The organism is Aeromonas sp. 600724 (assembly GCF_049175135.1).
GTDB classification, from domain to species: domain Bacteria; phylum Pseudomonadota; class Gammaproteobacteria; order Enterobacterales; family Aeromonadaceae; genus Aeromonas; species Aeromonas veronii_A.
Genome location: NZ_JAAKUM010000002.1, coordinates 85,087 through 101,741, shown reverse-complemented (window position 1 = coordinate 101,741; position 16,655 = coordinate 85,087). Strand labels below are relative to the sequence as shown.

The 16,655-nt window shown below is 58.5% G+C and carries 13 protein-coding genes; 7 read left to right on the top strand and 6 right to left on the bottom strand.

Annotated features, from left to right (window positions below):
• Positions 1-13: 13 nt before the first annotated feature.
• Positions 14-394 carry a hypothetical protein gene (locus tag G5168_RS02650; RefSeq protein WP_421251804.1) on the bottom strand — a complete coding sequence of 127 codons (381 nt, stop codon included), beginning with the start codon at positions 392-394 and terminating at the stop codon, positions 14-16.
• 612 nt (positions 395-1,006) lie between these two features.
• Here G5168_RS02650 and G5168_RS02645 point away from each other — a divergent pair.
• Positions 1,007-4,843: an SNF2-related protein gene (locus G5168_RS02645; protein ID WP_421251803.1), complete on the top strand. Its 3,837-nt coding sequence runs from the start codon at positions 1,007-1,009 to the stop codon at positions 4,841-4,843.
• 141 nt (positions 4,844-4,984) lie between these two features.
• Here the strand turns inward: G5168_RS02645 and G5168_RS02640 are convergent, their stop codons facing one another.
• On the bottom strand, positions 4,985-5,878 hold the full coding sequence (locus tag G5168_RS02640) for a DNA replication terminus site-binding protein (protein WP_042057948.1): 894 nt from the start codon (positions 5,876-5,878) through the stop codon (positions 4,985-4,987).
• A 525-nt stretch (positions 5,879-6,403) separates the two neighbouring features.
• Between G5168_RS02640 and G5168_RS02635 the strand changes: the two genes are divergently transcribed.
• Both G5168_RS02635 and astE read left to right on the top strand, forming a co-directional pair.
• Complete coding sequence (locus tag G5168_RS02635; protein WP_005337823.1) at positions 6,404-6,613, top strand: DUF1127 domain-containing protein; 210 nt, start codon at positions 6,404-6,406, stop codon at positions 6,611-6,613.
• 283 nt (positions 6,614-6,896) lie between these two features.
• Positions 6,897-7,922: a succinylglutamate desuccinylase gene (gene astE, locus G5168_RS02630; protein WP_421251802.1), complete on the top strand. Its 1,026-nt coding sequence runs from the start codon at positions 6,897-6,899 to the stop codon at positions 7,920-7,922.
• Positions 7,923-8,082: 160 nt separating this feature from the next.
• On the opposite strand, the gene G5168_RS02625 is transcribed toward astE, so the two are convergent.
• Entirely contained in the window at positions 8,083-9,636 is a 1,554-nt protein-coding gene (locus G5168_RS02625; protein ID WP_421251801.1) for a LysM peptidoglycan-binding domain-containing protein, read from the bottom strand.
• 70 nt (positions 9,637-9,706) lie between these two features.
• Entirely contained in the window at positions 9,707-10,471 is a 765-nt protein-coding gene (gene gloB / locus G5168_RS02620) for a hydroxyacylglutathione hydrolase (protein WP_227342316.1), read from the bottom strand.
• Between the two features lie 72 nt (positions 10,472-10,543).
• Here gloB and G5168_RS02615 point away from each other — a divergent pair, with 72 nt between their 5' ends.
• On the top strand, positions 10,544-11,266 hold the full coding sequence (locus G5168_RS02615; protein ID WP_227342318.1) for a methyltransferase domain-containing protein: 723 nt from the start codon (positions 10,544-10,546) through the stop codon (positions 11,264-11,266).
• Here G5168_RS02615 and rnhA read toward each other — a convergent pair.
• Entirely contained in the window at positions 11,254-11,718 is a 465-nt protein-coding gene (gene rnhA / locus G5168_RS02610; protein ID WP_227342319.1) for a ribonuclease HI, read from the bottom strand. The genes G5168_RS02615 and rnhA overlap by 13 nt on opposite strands.
• Before the next feature lie 79 nt (positions 11,719-11,797).
• Here rnhA and dnaQ point away from each other — a divergent pair, with 79 nt between their 5' ends.
• Together dnaQ and G5168_RS02600 are read left to right on the top strand one after the other, a co-directional pair.
• Positions 11,798-12,532: a DNA polymerase III subunit epsilon gene (gene dnaQ / locus G5168_RS02605; RefSeq protein ID WP_047439188.1), complete on the top strand. Its 735-nt coding sequence runs from the start codon at positions 11,798-11,800 to the stop codon at positions 12,530-12,532.
• The gene (locus G5168_RS02600) at positions 12,529-13,791 is read left to right on the top strand and encodes a TIGR03503 family protein (protein ID WP_227342321.1); all 1,263 of its coding nucleotides are present in this window, start codon (positions 12,529-12,531) and stop codon (positions 13,789-13,791) included. Before dnaQ ends, G5168_RS02600 begins: the two co-directional genes overlap by 4 nt.
• Positions 13,792-13,891: 100 nt before the next feature.
• Here G5168_RS02600 and G5168_RS02595 read toward each other — a convergent pair whose 3' ends face one another.
• Positions 13,892-15,409: an HD domain-containing phosphohydrolase gene (locus G5168_RS02595; RefSeq protein WP_216954328.1), complete on the bottom strand. Its 1,518-nt coding sequence runs from the start codon at positions 15,407-15,409 to the stop codon at positions 13,892-13,894.
• Between the two features lie 312 nt (positions 15,410-15,721).
• Here G5168_RS02595 and G5168_RS02590 point away from each other — a divergent pair, with 312 nt between their 5' ends.
• A complete protein-coding gene (locus G5168_RS02590; RefSeq protein ID WP_069526731.1) occupies positions 15,722-16,525 on the top strand; it encodes a siderophore-interacting protein in 804 nt (267 codons plus the stop codon).
• The last annotated feature ends 130 nt before the right edge of the window (positions 16,526-16,655 follow it).

Here is a 16,655-nt window from a genome sequence, read left to right as displayed (position 1 = left end):
AGCCGCGACTGACTCATTCTCGCCAGACACAAAGGGTGAGATGAAGCCGCCGTTCTGGCGGGGAGATATTTCTGGGTGGGGGGAGGGGGGGCGAGCAACGGGATAGTGGTGCCAGCAGGGCGATCAGGAATGCGATGGCAAAGAAGAGCTGTTCGGCGCATTGCACGCTGGCGGCACTGAGCCACTTGCCGTTGAGCTGGCAACTGCCGGGTTGCGGCGTTGCGGCGCGGCCATCCTCATCGACATCGATGGCGGAGGATGGGACGGTCAGCATATGGCAGCCAGCGGCTATCTCCAGCTGAGCCAGCCTGGTCAGCGGCTGGAGTGCACAATTGAGCAGCAGAATGCAGACCAGCAGCAGGAGTCTTGTCGCCACGCGTTGTCGCAAAATCATGTTGCTCCTGCCCTCTTGGAATGGGGCACATCCTATCGATCAATGACAGCCCGGGCAAGCCGGTCGGATGGAACCCTGTTTCTTGCAACCGGTGAGTTGCCACGCAGCCCTCGTAACTTGCCGAGAACCGAGCGTGCTGGCCAGATCAGTCTGCCAATGCTCCGGACAAGGGCAATCGCTCAGCTACCAACAGTCAGTGATGTTCCGCGCATGCAGTCAGTGTAAAGAGAACCCGTCGAGTACTGAATGGACATTGGGATATGGGGATCCATGCCGAGACGAGAGAAAGGCCAGGCTGAAGATGGTTCATTTGGCGCAAAATCATCTCTTTTGGTCGTCAAATATTGAAAGCGTTTTCAGAAATCCTTTTCAATTGTGATCCGCTTCAAAGCTTTTTAATACGTCAACCTCTAGCATTGGCCCCACGAATTAGGGGCTAGCGCTCCCGATTTTCCCGCTGTGGGAGGTAACCGGATGATCCGGCTATTTCCTTCGTTACTTTCGACGGTCATCACGGATGGCCGTTTTTTTTTGAGTTATTTCACGGTAAAGGGTCGAGTGGCTGACGCTTTACCGTTAAAATTCCGCTTTTGCATCTGCCCGTGAGTCTTGATGTCTGCCTCCACCCTCTCCCCGGATAGTTATCTGCTGCTCAGTGCCTTGCAACTGCAGCGTGTCGCCAGTACCCGTCTGTTACAAGATACGCTGGGGGCGGGCCATGAGCTCGCCAGCCACCTGACCCGGCTCCATGACGCCGGCCTTGTCAGATTGCGCGGGGAGCAGCAGTGGAGCCTGACTGCAGAGGGGACGCTGGCGCTGATCCTGGGAGTGCGGGCTGGGCTTTGTGCTGCCCCTGACTGGAGCCGGGTCTCCTCGGTGACCGGCCAGGATCTGGTGCACGGGCTGGTGCGCGAGCTTTGCAGGGGCAAGGCGGGCGAGATCCCGGCTTTCTTCTCTCCCGGTGATCTGCTCACACTGCTCGATACCGCAGATGCCCATCTGCTGCTGGCGGGTTCCAGCCCCGCCTGGCAGCAACTGTTGCTGGAGCACTTCTCGCTGCAGCTGCTGCTCGATGCCCCTTATGAAGAGCGCTGGCCGCTGGCCAATGCGCTAGTGCGCTGTGCCCCCGAGGTGCAGGCGCAAGGTAAGGCGTTTGAGGCGGAGTGGCGCTGGCTCTGTGGGGATGGCGAAAGCACCGATTCCAGCCTGTTGTGGCCTGCCCTGCAGGCGGTTGCCTCGCAGGGGGAGTGTGGCCCGCTGGGTGAGCGGCTGCTCACGGCTCTGGGCCAGTGGCAGGCCGAGGGTCATGAGGGGCAGTGGCCGCGTGCCTTCAGTGCTTTGCTCTGGCTCGGCTGGTTGCAGCAGGCAGACCCCGTCATTGCCAGCGAGCAGCGCAAGAAGTGGCAGCGCAGCCTTGGCGGACAATTTCCGCTGCTGGCCGATCTGCTCAGCCAGTGGGCCGGTGAGCGGCATGGGCAGGCGGTCGGGCTGTTCGATACCCTGCAACTGCCGGTGGAGGAGCTGCACTGGGGCTATCTCTGGCTCGATCTCTGCGCGCTGGCCCGTCACGGCGCCCAGAGCGCGCAGGTGGCCATGCTGCACAAGTGGGATCTCTCCCACCTGCTTGACGCCGAACCCCATCATCGGCTGATGGCGTTTTGTCAGGATCTGCTGCGCCTGCTGCTGGGAGAGGGGGCCAAAGGGGCGCCACTCTGCCAGCTGCGCAACAGCGAGGCCGAAGACGAAGAGTCAGAAGAGGAAGGCGGCGAGGAGAAGGGGGCAGCCTCCGCCAGCTGGCTCAACTGGCTGCAGGGGCTGGGACGTGCCAGCGGTGTGCGCAAGCCGCAGGAGCGGCTGGTGTGGCTGCTTCACGCCGATGGCCCCGAGCTGGAGTGCAAGATCCAGAAACTCAGCACCAAGGGGGAGTGGACGGCGGGCCGCCGGGTCGATCCCACCCTGCTCTCCACCCAGTATGCGGCGCTGCTCGATGAGCACGACTGGGCAGTGGTGCGCACCCTGCCGCGGGTGATGGGACGCTTGCCCCGGGATGTCTGGGCGCCGCTGGCCGATCACCCCCGCCTGTTCAACGCCAAGGGGCAGAAGCTGCAGCTCGCCATCACGGCGCCGCTGCTGCAGATTATCGCGACCGAAGAGGGGATGAGTGCCTTGCTGATCCCAGATGCAGCCGCCCGCGGGGCCCATATCATGCCGCTGGCGCAGGATCTGTGGCAGCTCATCCTCACCCCGCAGCCGCTGCTCGACCGCTTGCCAGCGCTCGAATCCATCCCGCTGCTGCCCGCCGAGGGGATGAGCGAGTTGCAGCGCACTCTGGACGGGATCGCCGATCTGCCTTGGCACAGCCAGGTTGAGGGATTGCACGGCAATGCCGAACTGGCCCCCTGGCCGGGCATTCCTTCGGTGCAGCTCGATTGGCAGGATAGCCAGCTGGCGGTCAAGCTGGTGACCCGCTTTGAGGATCTGCCGCCCCAGCCCCTTGGCAAGGGGGAGGCGATCGTGCGGCAGGGGATCAAGGCGTACCACTACTGGCAGCGGGATCTCGCGGCCGAGAAGGGGCAGGCCCAACTGCTGCGCAATCAGCTTCCCATCGATCTGCCCGGCAGCGAGTGGCGCCTTGAAGGAGAGCAGGCACTGGCATTGGTCAATGCCCTGCCGGAGCTGGTGGATGCCGGTGTGGTCATTCACTGGCATCAGGACAGCGCCCGCCTCAAGAGCCTGGATGAAGCGGCACTGAGCCTGCGCATCGAGCGGCGGCAGGACTGGTTCCAGGTCGAAGGGGCGCTGGCCCTCGATGAGCACCAGATCCTCGATTTGCGCCTGATCCTGCGTCAGCTGACCCCGGGTCAGCGCACCGTCCAGCTCGACGAAAAGACCAGCCTGATGCTGAGCGACAAGCTGGTGGAGCGGCTCACCATGCTGGGGGCCATGCTCGACGACGAGCAGCGGATCAACCACAAGCTGGCCTATCCGCTGACCCGTCTGCTCTCGGTCATCACCACCGAGGGGGATGCGGCATGGCAATCTCTGCAGCAGGAGTGGCAGCAGGAGGTATCCTGCCCGCCGGAGCTGCTCACCGCGCTGCGGGATTACCAGAAGGAGGGGGTGCGCTGGATGGCGACCCTGGCCCATCACGGTTTTGGCGCCTGTCTGGCCGATGACATGGGGCTTGGCAAGACGTTGCAGGCGCTTATCGTGCTGCGGATGCGCCAGCACCTTGGCCCTGCGCTGGTAGTGGTGCCCAAGTCGGTAGTCACCAACTGGCAGGAGGAGGTCGCCCGTTTCGCCCCCGAGCTGGAGGTGGTGATCTTTGACAATCCCGCCGAGCGCGAGCGCATTATTCGCGATGCCAAAGCGGGGCAGGTGATCATCATCAACTACGGTATGCTCGGCAGTCTGGCGGAGGCGCTCAAGGGGCGTCGCTGGCCCTCCATGGTGCTCGATGAGGCACAACAGATCAAAAACGCCGGTACCCAGCGCGCCAAGTTGTTGTTCCAGCTGGAAGGGGATTTTCGCCTCGCCCTCTCCGGCACGCCCATCGAGAACCATCTGGGGGAGTTGTGGAGCCTCTTCACCTTTATCAACCCGGGGCTGCTCGGCAGCCTTGGCGAGTTCAAGCGTCGCTTTGGCAAGGCGGTCAAGGATCCCCAGCACATGGCGCTGCTGCGGGCGGTGATCAGCCCCTTTATCCTGCGTCGTCTCAAGCAGCAGGTGCTGACCGAGCTGCCGGACAAGACCGAGATCATCCACCACATCAGCCTCTCCCCCGAAGAGCGCCAGCTCTACGAGGCGACCCGGCGGGAAGTGGTGCAGCAGGTGCAAAGCGCCGATGGCCGCGCCCTGATGCATGTGCTGAGTGGCCTGACCCGACTGCGCCGCCTCTGCTGCTCGCCGGAGCTGGTGATGCCCGAGTGGTCGCAAACCAGCAGCAAGCTGGACGAGGCGATGGCCCTGCTGGAAGAGGCGATCGACGGCGGTCATCGGGTGCTGGTGTTCAGCCAGTTCGTCGATCTGCTGAGTCTGTTGCGGACCCGCATCGAGCAGAAGTCTTGGGACTACTGCTATCTGGATGGGGGCTGCTCCGCCAAGTCCCGTCAGGACTCCATCCTGCGTTTTCGTCATGAGGAGGTACCGCTGTTCCTCATCAGCCTTAAGGCGGGGGGGACCGGCCTCAACCTCACCCAGGCCGATACCGTGCTGCACCTCGATCCCTGGTGGAACCCGGCGGTGGAAGATCAGGCGAGCGATCGGGCGCACCGGATGGGCCAGACCCAGCCGGTGACCGTGTACCGGCTGGTGTGCGAGCAGACGGTGGAGGAGAAGATCGTCGCTCTGCACGACGAGAAGCGGGCGCTGGCCGATGGCCTGCTGAGCGGCCAGTCCGAGGTGCGCGGGCTGGATGTGGAGAGCCTGCGGGCCCTGCTGATGGGCTGATTGGCGACGCCGCCTTTCATATCGGCTATCGATACAGAAAAGGGGAGAACATCCAGAGATGTTCTCCCCTTTCTTATTTGGGATGCAGATGCGGAATTCGTTGTTTATCGCGGCAAGGCGGCCCGGTTATCCCTTATCCAGCTATCCCTGATAGAGATAGAGGTGCAGCCGCTCGATGATGGGCTCGCCGCCAATCTTGCGATCTCGCCGCGCCTGCCGGCTCTTGGGGGGATAGTTGCCCAGATGGGTGACTGCAGGCGGGGTATCCGAGCAGAGCAGCAGAGGCAGGCTCGCCTTGATCTGCTGCTTGCGCGGGGTGCGCTCCAGCCAGAGCAGGTTGATCATCGGGTGGGTCTTGACCGGGCGTCGGATCCGCAGCTCGGCATCGGCGGGCAGACGGCGAATGTCGTACACCTCCTGATCCACCATCTTGCTCCACTCCTCGTTGTTGGAGAGGGCCGGTATATAGCGGCGGCTGCGCTCCAGCATCTCCAGCACCTGTTCGCGACTGAGGCGATTGATAGTCTGCTTGTCAGCCCAGGTAAAGCCAAGGGATTGCAGCTCACCTGCCAACAGGGTCAGTTTGCGGTAGACCTGCAGGGTGATCACGCCGGGCAGGGCGGTATGTACCAGCTCGAACTTTTCGTCCCTTCCCCCCGCCTGCTGCACCAGCGCCTTGAAATCGAGCTTGTGCTGGTTTATTTGGTCGATCAGCGGTTGCAGCAAGGGGGCTGCGGCGGCAGGAAAGCGCAACCAGCCGGGCAGCCGATGAGTCGCCTTGGTGGAGCAGCCGGGGCGGGCGCTGTGGTCCCGATAAGCGGCGAGGGTGGCCGCCAGCGCGGCTTCACCGTTGAGATAGCCCACCTCAATTTGCTCGATCGGGTCGTGTTCTTCCCCCTGTGCAACCGGGGGGAGAGGATAGACATGAGCCTCCTGCAGATCGAGTTGGCCAAGCAGATCGGCCAGCTGGTTGAGAGAGGCTTCAATGGCGGCCATCTGTTGACGCAGGGCGGCGGTCGGGGTAAAGGTATCCATCGATGATCCTGTGGTCTGACCCGCTGTTGACGACATCAGGTATGACATCGCTGCGGGTAGCAAAACTACTGTATAAATAAACATACCAGCATGCGGTTGGAGTGCCAAGAGGCACTTTGAGGAGGGGGCAATGTGCGCCTCTGAATGGGGATGTGGTGATGGTTTTATTTATGTTTCAGGGTGTTAAATAAAGATCGCCACAAGATCATTAAATTAACAATCACGTGTAACTCCGCTGTTGCCAGCTGTTCACACCCTGTCCATCCCTGCATATGTAAAGCAGTAAAATGCATATATAGATGGGTGCCATGCAGCACAATATGCTGTGCGACTCTGCTGGCCAACCGTAAAAATAATTATTTGTTTAAAATCAAAGGATTAAAATTAAATCCTGCCGTTTTTAGACATTAGATTTACTAATGTAACGTATCAAAATTCGTCAATTGAGTCGGTCTGACTCCCTGACTAAGCTTTGCGCATCAAATAAAGCCCAGTGCGTAAACAAATATTCAGAGGAGCCACATCATGGCCAACATGACTTATACCGAAACCGGTTACCAGCATTCCAGCCAATTGAATCTGGTTGCTCGCGTTAAAATGACCGTTCTGACCTGGCTGGAGCGCAGCCGCAGCCGTCGCCAGCTCTCCGAACTGCCCGAGTACCTGCTCAAAGACATCGGCCTGAACGAAGCTGACCGTTATCAAGAGACCACCAAGCCGTTCTGGCGTGGTTGATCAGCCGGGCATGGATGCCTTGTTTTTCTGCTGAGTCGTTTGCTGTTCTGCCCCTGTGGCGACCAACTGCCAGGTCTGTTATTGTCTGTTTTATCTCCCCCCGCTTTACGTTGATCTTTTTTCCTATCCTCTTTATTCCATATCGCTACCGTCATTGCTGTCATCGTTCGATTGTTATCACACTTGTATCGTTAATGTTTGAATTTGTTTAAAAAACGATTTTAAGCCGTGATGCCTTGCGTATAATCCGGCCATAGTGTTCCAGCGCAAGAGGGTGAGACGGATGATTCCCCAGCACGATTTTTTGGCCATGACCCGCAGCCATGAGTGGCAGCTCGATCCCTTTGAATTTGCCCTGCCCGATGGTGCGTGGGTCAGCGTCTGGGATACGGGCGTGCTCTGTCTGGAGGCTGCCAGTGGCGCGGACGGCCAGCCGGGAGGACGCAAGGATATCGTCCTCTCCTGCGGTATCCACGGCAACGAGACTGCCCCCATCGAGATCTGCAACCAGCTGCTGAGCCGTCTGCTCTCAGGCGAGCTGAGCGCCCGCCATCGGGTGCTGTTCCTGTTTGGCAATCCGGCGGCGATGAATCTGGGGCTGCGAGAAGTGGAGGAGAACATGAACCGGCTCTTCTCTGGCGCCCACAGCAAGGGGGAGGGGCTCTGCAATCGGGAGCGGATCCGTGCCATGCGCCTCGAGCAGTATGTTAGCCGCTTCTTTGCCGATCCGGCTCGTCCCCGTTACCACTACGATCTGCACACCGCCATTCGCGGTTCGCGCCACGAGAAGTTCGCCGTCTACCCCTTTCCCCACGAGCGGCCCCACTGCCGCGAGCAGGTGCAGTTCCTCGGCGCCTGCGGGGTGCGCACCATTCTGCTCTCCGCCAGCCCGACCACGACCTTCAGCTACTACAGCTCCCGCCAGCATGGGGCCCATGCCTTTACGGTGGAGCTGGGCAAGGTACGGCCATTTGGTGAGAACGATATGACCCGCTTTATCGAAACCCGGCAGGCACTGCAGGAGCTGGTCACTCAGGATGAAGTGGCACTGGAGCCGTGGCGGGCGGACGATTTCACCCTGTTTGCCATCGATCGGGTGATCACCAAAAAATCGGAGCAGTTTCGCTTTCTATTCGCCAGCGATGTGGACAACTTCACCGAATTTCCGCAAGGGTTCGTGTTGGCCGAGGATGGTGAGCTGCGCTACACGGTCGAGAAGCCGCGTGAGGCTGTGGTCTTCCCCAATGCCAACGTGGCGATCGGTCAGCGCACCGTGCTGATGGTGGTGCCGACAAGGCTCTGGGAATAGCGGTGATAGTTTTGCCTGCAGAGCGGTGATGCATCCGCAGGTGGCGCCAAGCCATTGTTTTAGTCGGCGGCTCAGACACAGCAGCGGTTAGCCGCAGTAATAAAAAACGGGGCCAGTCAGATGACTAGCCCCGTTTTTTATCGGGTTCAAGCGGTGAGGCTTAGGTGTTGTTCTTCACAAACAGAGTCAGCTCCTGACCGGGCTTGAGGTAATCCCCTTTATCCAGCTGGTTCCAGCGCATCACATCGTTGATGGCCACCTGGAAGCGAGCCGCGATGGAGGAGATGGAGTCGCCACGACGAACCTGATACACCATCGATTTGTCGCTCTTCTTCCCTTGCTTGGGATAGACCACCAGCTTCATGCCTGGCTTGAGCGCCGACTTGGCATTCAGACCATTCCACTTGGCGAGCTCTTCGTGGGAGACACCGTGCGCCTGGCTGATGCTCCACAGGTTGTCACCCGAGCGCACCTTGTAACTGACCTTGGCCTTCTGGCTGCTGCCACGGCTTGCCAGCTGCTGCGGTTTGCTGGCGGAGCTGGCCTTGCTGCTGACCTGGCCATGGGTCGGGATCACCAGTTGTTGACCGCGACGCAGGTTGTTGCTGCGCAGATTGTTGGCCAGCTTCAGCTCGCTCACGCTGACGCCGTGATTCTGGGCGATGCGCGACAGAGTATCGCCACTGGTGACCTGATAGGAGCGGGTACGAATACGCTCGCTCTTGGGCAGATCAGCTAGTGCCAGCTCCAGGGTATCGGCATACTCCACCGGTACCAGCAGGCGGTAAGGGCCACGGGGCGACATCACGCCACGGCTCAGGGCTGGATTGACCTCCTTGAGCTGTGACGTGCGCAGACCTGCCAGTTGGGCGGCCACATTCAGATCGATCTGGCTGCCAGTCTCAACCACACGCAGCTTCGGCTCGTTGGCGAGCACCGGCAACTGGATATTGTACTTGTCCGCATTGCTGATCATGTCAGCCATGGCGAGGATCTTGGGCACATACATCCGGGTTTCGCGCGGCAGATCGAGCGACCAGTAGTCGGTCGGCTTGCCTGCGCGCTGATTACGCTGGATGGCGTTGCGCACCCGGCCTTCACCGGCATTGTAGGCGGCCAGCGTTTGCAGCCAGTCACCGTCAAAGAAGCGGTTCAGGTATTCCAGATAGTCGAGCGCCGCATTGGTGGAGGCCAGCACATCGCGCCGTCCATCATACCAGTTGTCGTGGCGCAGACCGAAGTTTCTGCCTGTCGCTGGCACAAACTGCCAGAGTCCGACGGCATTGCTGCGGGATCGGGCATGAGGATCAAACATGCTCTCGATCATCGGGACAGTAATAAGCTCCATTGGCAGCTCACGCCGTTCAATCTCCTCTACCATCAGATAGAGGTAGGGTTCAGCCCGGCTGGCAATGGTCGCCAGATGCTTATCATTGCGCAACAGCCACTCACGTTGCTGGCGGATGCGCGGGTTGTCCGGAGTTTCCAGTTGCATATCATCGCTGATACGCACCCACAGATTGTCCGTCTCTTCCATTTCATCCAGTTGTTCATCGCCAAACAGGAAATGGGAAGAGTGTTTTTTATGCGCTTTTTTCTTGACCTGGTGGGACTTGATCGGCTCGATTGCCGTTAGCGCCCGGTCATCCTGATGGCTCAGGTTTTGGCAGCCGCTGAGCAACAGCGCTGCCAATAAGGCCGTTCGTACCTTCATCTCGTTCCGGTCATTTTTGGGAAAAACAGCCCGCATCATAAGGGGCAATGGCCCCCTGATCAAGGTTTGTTCAAAAAACGTCCTTCCACTGACGCAAGATGGTGAAGGTATCTACCGGATTTTCCACGCATTTTAGCCCGTGCTTTTCAGCAGAAAATTTCACTGAATCGAGCTCGCAGCGCAGAAAAACATTAAACTTGCGTTCATCCTCCAGCCGGGTGGGCAGGCTTGGCAGCCCTTGTTGCCGCAGTTTGCTGATCAGTCCGATCTGATCACGGATCGCCGGATTGTCCGGTTCAACTGCATAGGCAAAGCGCAGGTTGGAGAGTGTGTACTCATGGGCGCAGTAGATCAGGGTCTCGTCGGGCAGGGCGGCAAGGCGCTGTAACGAGTGGTACATCTGTTCCGGCGTCCCTTCAAACAGGCGGCCACAACCGGCCGAGAAGAGGGTATCGCCACAAAAGAGCATGCCGTTACCATAGTAAGCGATATGGCCACGGGTGTGCCCGGGCACATGGATTACCTCGAGGGCGAGGCCGTGCCAGTTGATCTGATCACCATCTTCGAGCCACTGGCCATGATGATCCGGCATAGGGTCAAGTTTGGGGCCATAGAGCCGGGCGTGGGGGAAGTGGGCAAGCAGGTCGGTGACGCCCCCGACATGGTCGTGATGGTGATGGGTCAGCAGGATGGCATCGAGCACCAGCCCCAATGCCTCGAGCCGCTCCAGCACGGGTGCGGCATCGCCCGGATCGACCACCAGACAGTGATTTTCGTGGCGGATCAACCAGATGTAGTTGTCATTAAAGGCTGGAACTGTGATCACTGGATACATGAGTCTGCTTCTCTTTAGGGAGGGTATCTTATATAACAGGATGGCGTTCGAAACCCCGAGTTGAACCCTATTATGCAGGTGGCACGTACCGAACAACAAATCGAGATCCCGACCAGTTGGTCAGCGCTGCCTATGGGTGACTGGGTGGCGGCCGAAATTCAGGAGCGGCTCGACAGCTGGTGCCCCAACTTGTTCGGATATCACTTGCTCAAGGTAGGAGCCCTGAGCGCTGAACTCTCCTGTAAACGCTCCTCCATTCGTCACCAGATCGGGGTCGCCCCCGGCGGGCGGCTGCTCGACATGTATGGCGATCCCCTCGAGCTGCCGGTGCGAACCGGCAGCGTCGATGCCTGTCTGCTGGCTCACTGCCTCGATTTCTCCGCCGATCCCCATCAGGTATTGCGTGAAGCCGAAAGGGTGCTGACCGATGATGGCTGGCTGATCATCAGTGGTTACAATCCGGTGAGTCTGGTGGGGGTTGGCCACTGTATCCCTTTTTTACGGCGCAAGCTGCCCTGGTCTGCTCGGATGTTTACCCCTGGGCGGGTGACGGACTGGCTGCATCTATTGGGGTGTGAAGTGATGTTTGACGAGCGTTTCGGTTACTCGTTTATGGGTAAACAGAGCTGGCACAGCTGGTGGCGGGAGAGTATCGGGCGGGATTATTGCAAGGCGTTTGCGTCGGTATACGTGATTGCTGCCCGTAAACGGCGTTTTCCACTGATCCCGGTGCGGCGGCGCTGGCAACTGCCAAAGTCCCTCGCTACACCGGGCATGGCCCGTCAGGGCTGGTAACCGGTATCCTCGGCCAGATCCTTGCCGCAGGCGGCATCTCTGGCCAACTCGTCGCACCGTTCGTTCTCCGGATGGCCGGAGTGGCCCTTTACCCAGAGCCACTCAATCTGGTGGCGACCCACTTCTGCATCCAACTCCTTCCAGAGATCGACGTTCTTGACCGGTTGACGATTGGCGGTCATCCACCCCTTCTTTTTCCAGCCGATGATCCACTGGGTGATCCCCTGGCGCACATATTGGCTATCGGTGGTGAGGCGAACCTTGCAGGGCTCGTTGAGGGTTCGAAGCCCCATGATGGCAGCCATCAGCTCCATCCTGTTATTGGTGGTCAGCTTGAAGCCGGCTGAAATTTCCTTGCGGTGTTTGCCATAAACCATGACTGCGCCATAGCCACCCGGGCCCGGGTTGCCTAGGCAGGAGCCATCTGTGAATAAATCAATCTGTTTTAACATGAGCAATCAATCTGTTTTAACATGAGGCTTGGGGTAAACTAGCGAGTAAGTAAAGCCGAAGTTTGACATAGATTGGATCATGAACACACCCCAACTGAATCGCCAGATCATTCTGGATACCGAAACCACAGGTATGAATACGGCGGGCGGCCCTGTCTATCTGGGGCACCGCATTATCGAAATCGGCTGTGTGGAGGTGATCAACCGCAAGCTGACCGGTAACCACTATCACGTCTATATCAAGCCTGATCGTCTGGTCGACCCGGAAGCGATCCAGGTGCACGGTATCACCGACGAGTTTCTGCGTGACAAACCGTCGTTCAGCCAGATTGCCGACGAATTCCTCGAGTTCATCCGCGGCGCCGAACTGATCGCCCACAACGCGCCGTTTGACGTGAGCTTCATGGACTATGAGTTCAGCAAGCTCGGACTCAACTTCAAGACGGCGGATATCTGCACCATCACAGATACCCTGGCGATGGCGCGGGATCTCTTCCCCGGCAAGCGCAACAACCTGGATGTGCTGTGCGATCGTTACGGTATCGACAACTCCCACCGTACCCTGCACGGGGCTTTGCTCGATGCGGAGATCCTGGCGGACGTCTACCTGCTGATGACCGGCGGCCAGACCAAACTCAATCTGGCTACCGAGAGCAACGAAAACGAGAGCAATCAGGACACCAGCATTCGCCGGTTGGAGAGCAACCGACCCGCCCTCAAGGTGGTGCGTGCCAGTGCCGAGGTTCAGGCCCTGCACGAAGCGAGACTGGATCTGGTACAGAAGAAGGGAGGAAGTTGTTTGTGGCGGCAATGAGCAAGTGGTGTGCAGGTCTGCTGTTGTTGCTCTCGCTGGGGGCGACGGCGACCGAGGTATTTGCCCCTTCCGATATTCCGCTGCTTGATAACCGCTTTCGCATCGATTACGGGGTGAAGGAGATCACCTTCATTATCAAGCGCAAGCCGGGCACTCCGTCCGTGATCCTGGTTCGCCCCGATGGCAGCAAGCTTTACGTGGGCAAGGTCAAACCTGCCGATGTGGGTTGGCTGGCATTGCCGGAGCATGATCTCATTACTCTGCGCAATCCGATGCCGGGCCCCTGGCAGGCGATCGGCGAGGTGGATCCCGACAATCGGGTTCGTATCCTCTCCGATATCCGGCTTGATATTGCCGCCTTGCCGATGCAGCTCTATCAGGGGGAGGTGGTCAAGCTCAAGGCGTGGTTGCTGATCAATGGTCAGCCGCCGAAAGATAAATACTATCTCTCTGATCTTGGCATGACCGTCAAGCTGCAATCGTTCAGCGATGCCGATAAGAAAGAGGTCGTGCTGGATCAAGTACTTGGCCACTATCGCGATGATGGCAAGGGGCTGGACGAAGTGCCGGGTGACGGCATCATGACGGCGGAAGTGACACTACAGGATATTCCCGCCGGCAAATACCGCGCCATGTTCAGCACAGGTAATCAGGTGTTTGTCCGAGCCCGCTATCAGGATGTGCTGCTCTATCCTTATCCGTTCAGCTATAACCTGACACCCCCTTCGGAAGAGCTGGGCGCCAAATTGTCGCTGCTGATCGATCGTGATGAACTGGATCCGGCCTCTGTCGCGATCAAGGGGAGTGTCACCAGCAATGTGGGTGGCCTCTACGAGTTTAGCGAGACGGCCAGTGAGCCCAAGCTTGATATCGATCTCTCTGCCATCAAGGAGGTCGGTCAGCATGAGGTGAAAGCGACCCTTTATGGCACCACTCGTCTGGGGCGCGAGCTGAAGATCGAGTTGCCAGTGAAAACCTTCAATATCTTTCCGCCCCCTCCGCCTCCCGCAGAGGTGGCATCAGCAGCCGCTCAGGCCTCCAGCGCCGAGTCTACCGAAGAGCAGCCTGAAGAGGGAATGGGGTGGCTACTTTGGGTTCTGGTTGGGGGTGGGGTACTACTGGTGTTGCTGGGAGGCGCAGGTTTTGTGGTGATGCAAAAACGGCGTGCTTTTAAACGTGCGCTAGCAGCAGCTCAGGCTGAAAATCAACAAAACGGCCAACCGGCAGCCAAGCTGGATCTCAATTTGCCAGAGCAGTAGCCCAGACTCGGGAAAAACGATACACCAGAGAGAAGAAACCGCCCTCGATAAGCAGGGCGGTTTTTTAGCTCGAACCCTTAGGATAAGGGATTGGCAGCAATCAGTGATCGCCAATATAGACATCCTTGTTCTGCTCGCGGATTTCGAGGAACTTGTCCAGATTGGCCATCATCAGCTCGACCAGCTGGGGGTCGAAATGCTGCCCCTTCTCCTCTTCAATCAGGGCCAGCACCTTGTCCAGCGGCCACGCTTTCTTGTAGCAGCGATCCGAACCCAAGGCATCGAACACATCGGCCAGTGCCACGATCCGTCCTTCCAGTGGGATATCGGCCCCCTTCAAACCGCGGGGATAACCGCTGCCATTCCACTTCTCATGGTGATTGCCTGCTATGGTGGCGCCAATCTGGAACAACGCCAGATCGCTGCCGGAGAGCATATCCTGACCGAGTTGGGCATGAGTTTTCATGATCTCCCACTCTTCCGGGGTCAGCTTGCCAGGTTTGTGCAAAATGGCATCGGGAATACCCACCTTGCCAATGTCGTGCAGTGGTGAGGCCCGTTTAACCAGCTCGCTCTGCTCTTCGCTCATCCCCAGCAGATGGCAGAAAAGCTCGGTGTAGAGCGCGACCCGTTTGACGTGTAACCCTGACTCCTTGGAGCGGGTTTCGACCAGTTCGCCGATGCGATAGATGATCTCCCGCTGGTTGTCGGCGATCACCTCGTTGAGCCGGATATTTTCAAGTGCCACTATGATGTTTTCGGTAAACAGGGTCAGCAGGCTGGTATCGATCTGACTGAGCTGGCGAGTGGTCTCGATATGAAACAACAGGTGGTGGCGCGGGTTTTGGCAGTAGAGCACCATCTGGTTGGTGTTGTAGATATTGCAGCCCCGGGTCATGGCCTGACGCAGTATCTCGGGTGCCTCTGTCAACCGCACCGGGGGATGACCTGGCAGCAGGGGCTCCAGCAGTTGATCCTTCACTTCGTAGGCATATTGTTTTACATCGTAAATCTGGGTCTCTCCCAGATGGAGCAGGGCGCTCAGCTGCTCTTGGGCGCCTTCGACAAACTGACGCAGCGCCCGTTTCTCAAAGATCCCCTTGGAGGCTTCGATGACTTTTTCCAGCCCTTGCCGATTGCTTTCCAGGGTGCGGATATCCCGATAGGAGCGCAGGCTGGCACGCAGCAGGGTGCGCAGCTTCTGGGAGGTGAGCTCGGTTTTATCCTTGTAGTCGTTGATGTCATAGTTGGTCACCACGTCATCTTCCGGCGCTTGGCCGGGTTGGCCGGTACGCAGCACGATTCGTACCATCTTGTTTTGCAGCTCTTCACGGACATATTTGACGACATCAAGACCGGCGTGATCGACCTCCATCACCACGTCCAGCAGCAGCAGTGCAACATCCGGGGTGGTGGCCAGCAATTTTTTTGCCTCTGCTGCCGAATAGGCATGCAGAAACTCGATGGGACGATTGTCAAACTCGAATTTGTTTAAAGTGATCTTGGTGATGCGATGCACTTCCGGTTCATCGTCAACAATCATCACCCTCCAGCCTGCTTGCTGCGCGTCGGGGAGGGAGAGCTCGTCATCATCAATAATCAGGATCTGGTCATCCATCATACAATCCTGTTTGGCATCCTGTGCTTACATTAACTGCTTCACTAAGGATAGGAAACTTATTGAGAAATAAAATTTGATCTCGAAAAACTATGGTCGAAATAGGCAAATGGAACCCTGCGTGACAGTGTTGTTGTCCGGCTGCTTTCTTCGTCCAATCATGGGACTAGCGTGCATAAGCCCGTTTCTCTGTTCGGGGGCTGATGGTAGTGATTAGTGATGTTTGAGCCGGATAGACGAGAAATAATCGCATTTGATAGTGATTCCCATTTGTGTGTAGCATAGGCAACACACTCAACGAGGAGCCTCATTGTGTCCCCATCTCTGCCTCCCAATCGTCCCCGTCTGCTGACTGTCAAAGCCATTACCCAGATCACCCCCCATTTGCGTCGTATCACCTTTGGTGGCAGCGAACTGGCTGACTATCCCTTCACCTGCGGTGGGGCCCATATCAAGGTGATGCTGGCCCAGCCCCATCAGGTAGAGCCGGTGCTGCCTGCCATGACCCCGAGCGGCCCGCGCTGGAGTGACCCGGCTGACAAGCCGGTGATCCGCACCTACACCATCCGCGCGTTTCGCCGTGATGAGCAGGAAATTGATATCGACTTCGTGCTGCACGGTGACGGCGGGCCCGCCAGCGCCTTTGCTACCCATGCCAAGCCGGGAGAGAAGGTAATCCTCTCCGGGCCGGGTGGTCCCAACCCTATGCTGCAACCGGCCGATCACTACTGTCTGGTAGGGGATCTCACCGCCTTGCCCGCCATCATGGCGATGTGCGAGGTGATGCCTGCCGATGCCAGAGGGGAAATTGCGATTCTGGTGCCGGATCAGGCCGATGCTCAGCCGTTGACGCTGCCGGTCGGGGTGCGCTGTCACTGGTTTGTCGGCGAGCCCGAGTCCAGCGGCCTGCTGGAGCATGTGATTGCTCTGCCGCTGGTGCGCGATGGTGGCTTCTTCTGGCTGGGTGGGGAAGAGGCGCTGGTGCTGCCGCTGCGCCGCCATTTTCGGTCTGTGCTCGAGGTGGATCGCCAGTCGCTCTACGCCGTGCCGTACTGGCGCCGGGGCAAGAGTGAAGAGGCCTATCACCAGACTCGCCACGATGTGATGGATAATTAAGCGGATGCGAAAGAATACCTGATTCACTCTTGCAAATAAAAATGATTTGCATTTAGTATTGCGCCGTCCCGATGTCAGTCGGTACGGCGCTTTTGTTATTGATGGCTGCGAGTGGCATAGCACAACGCAG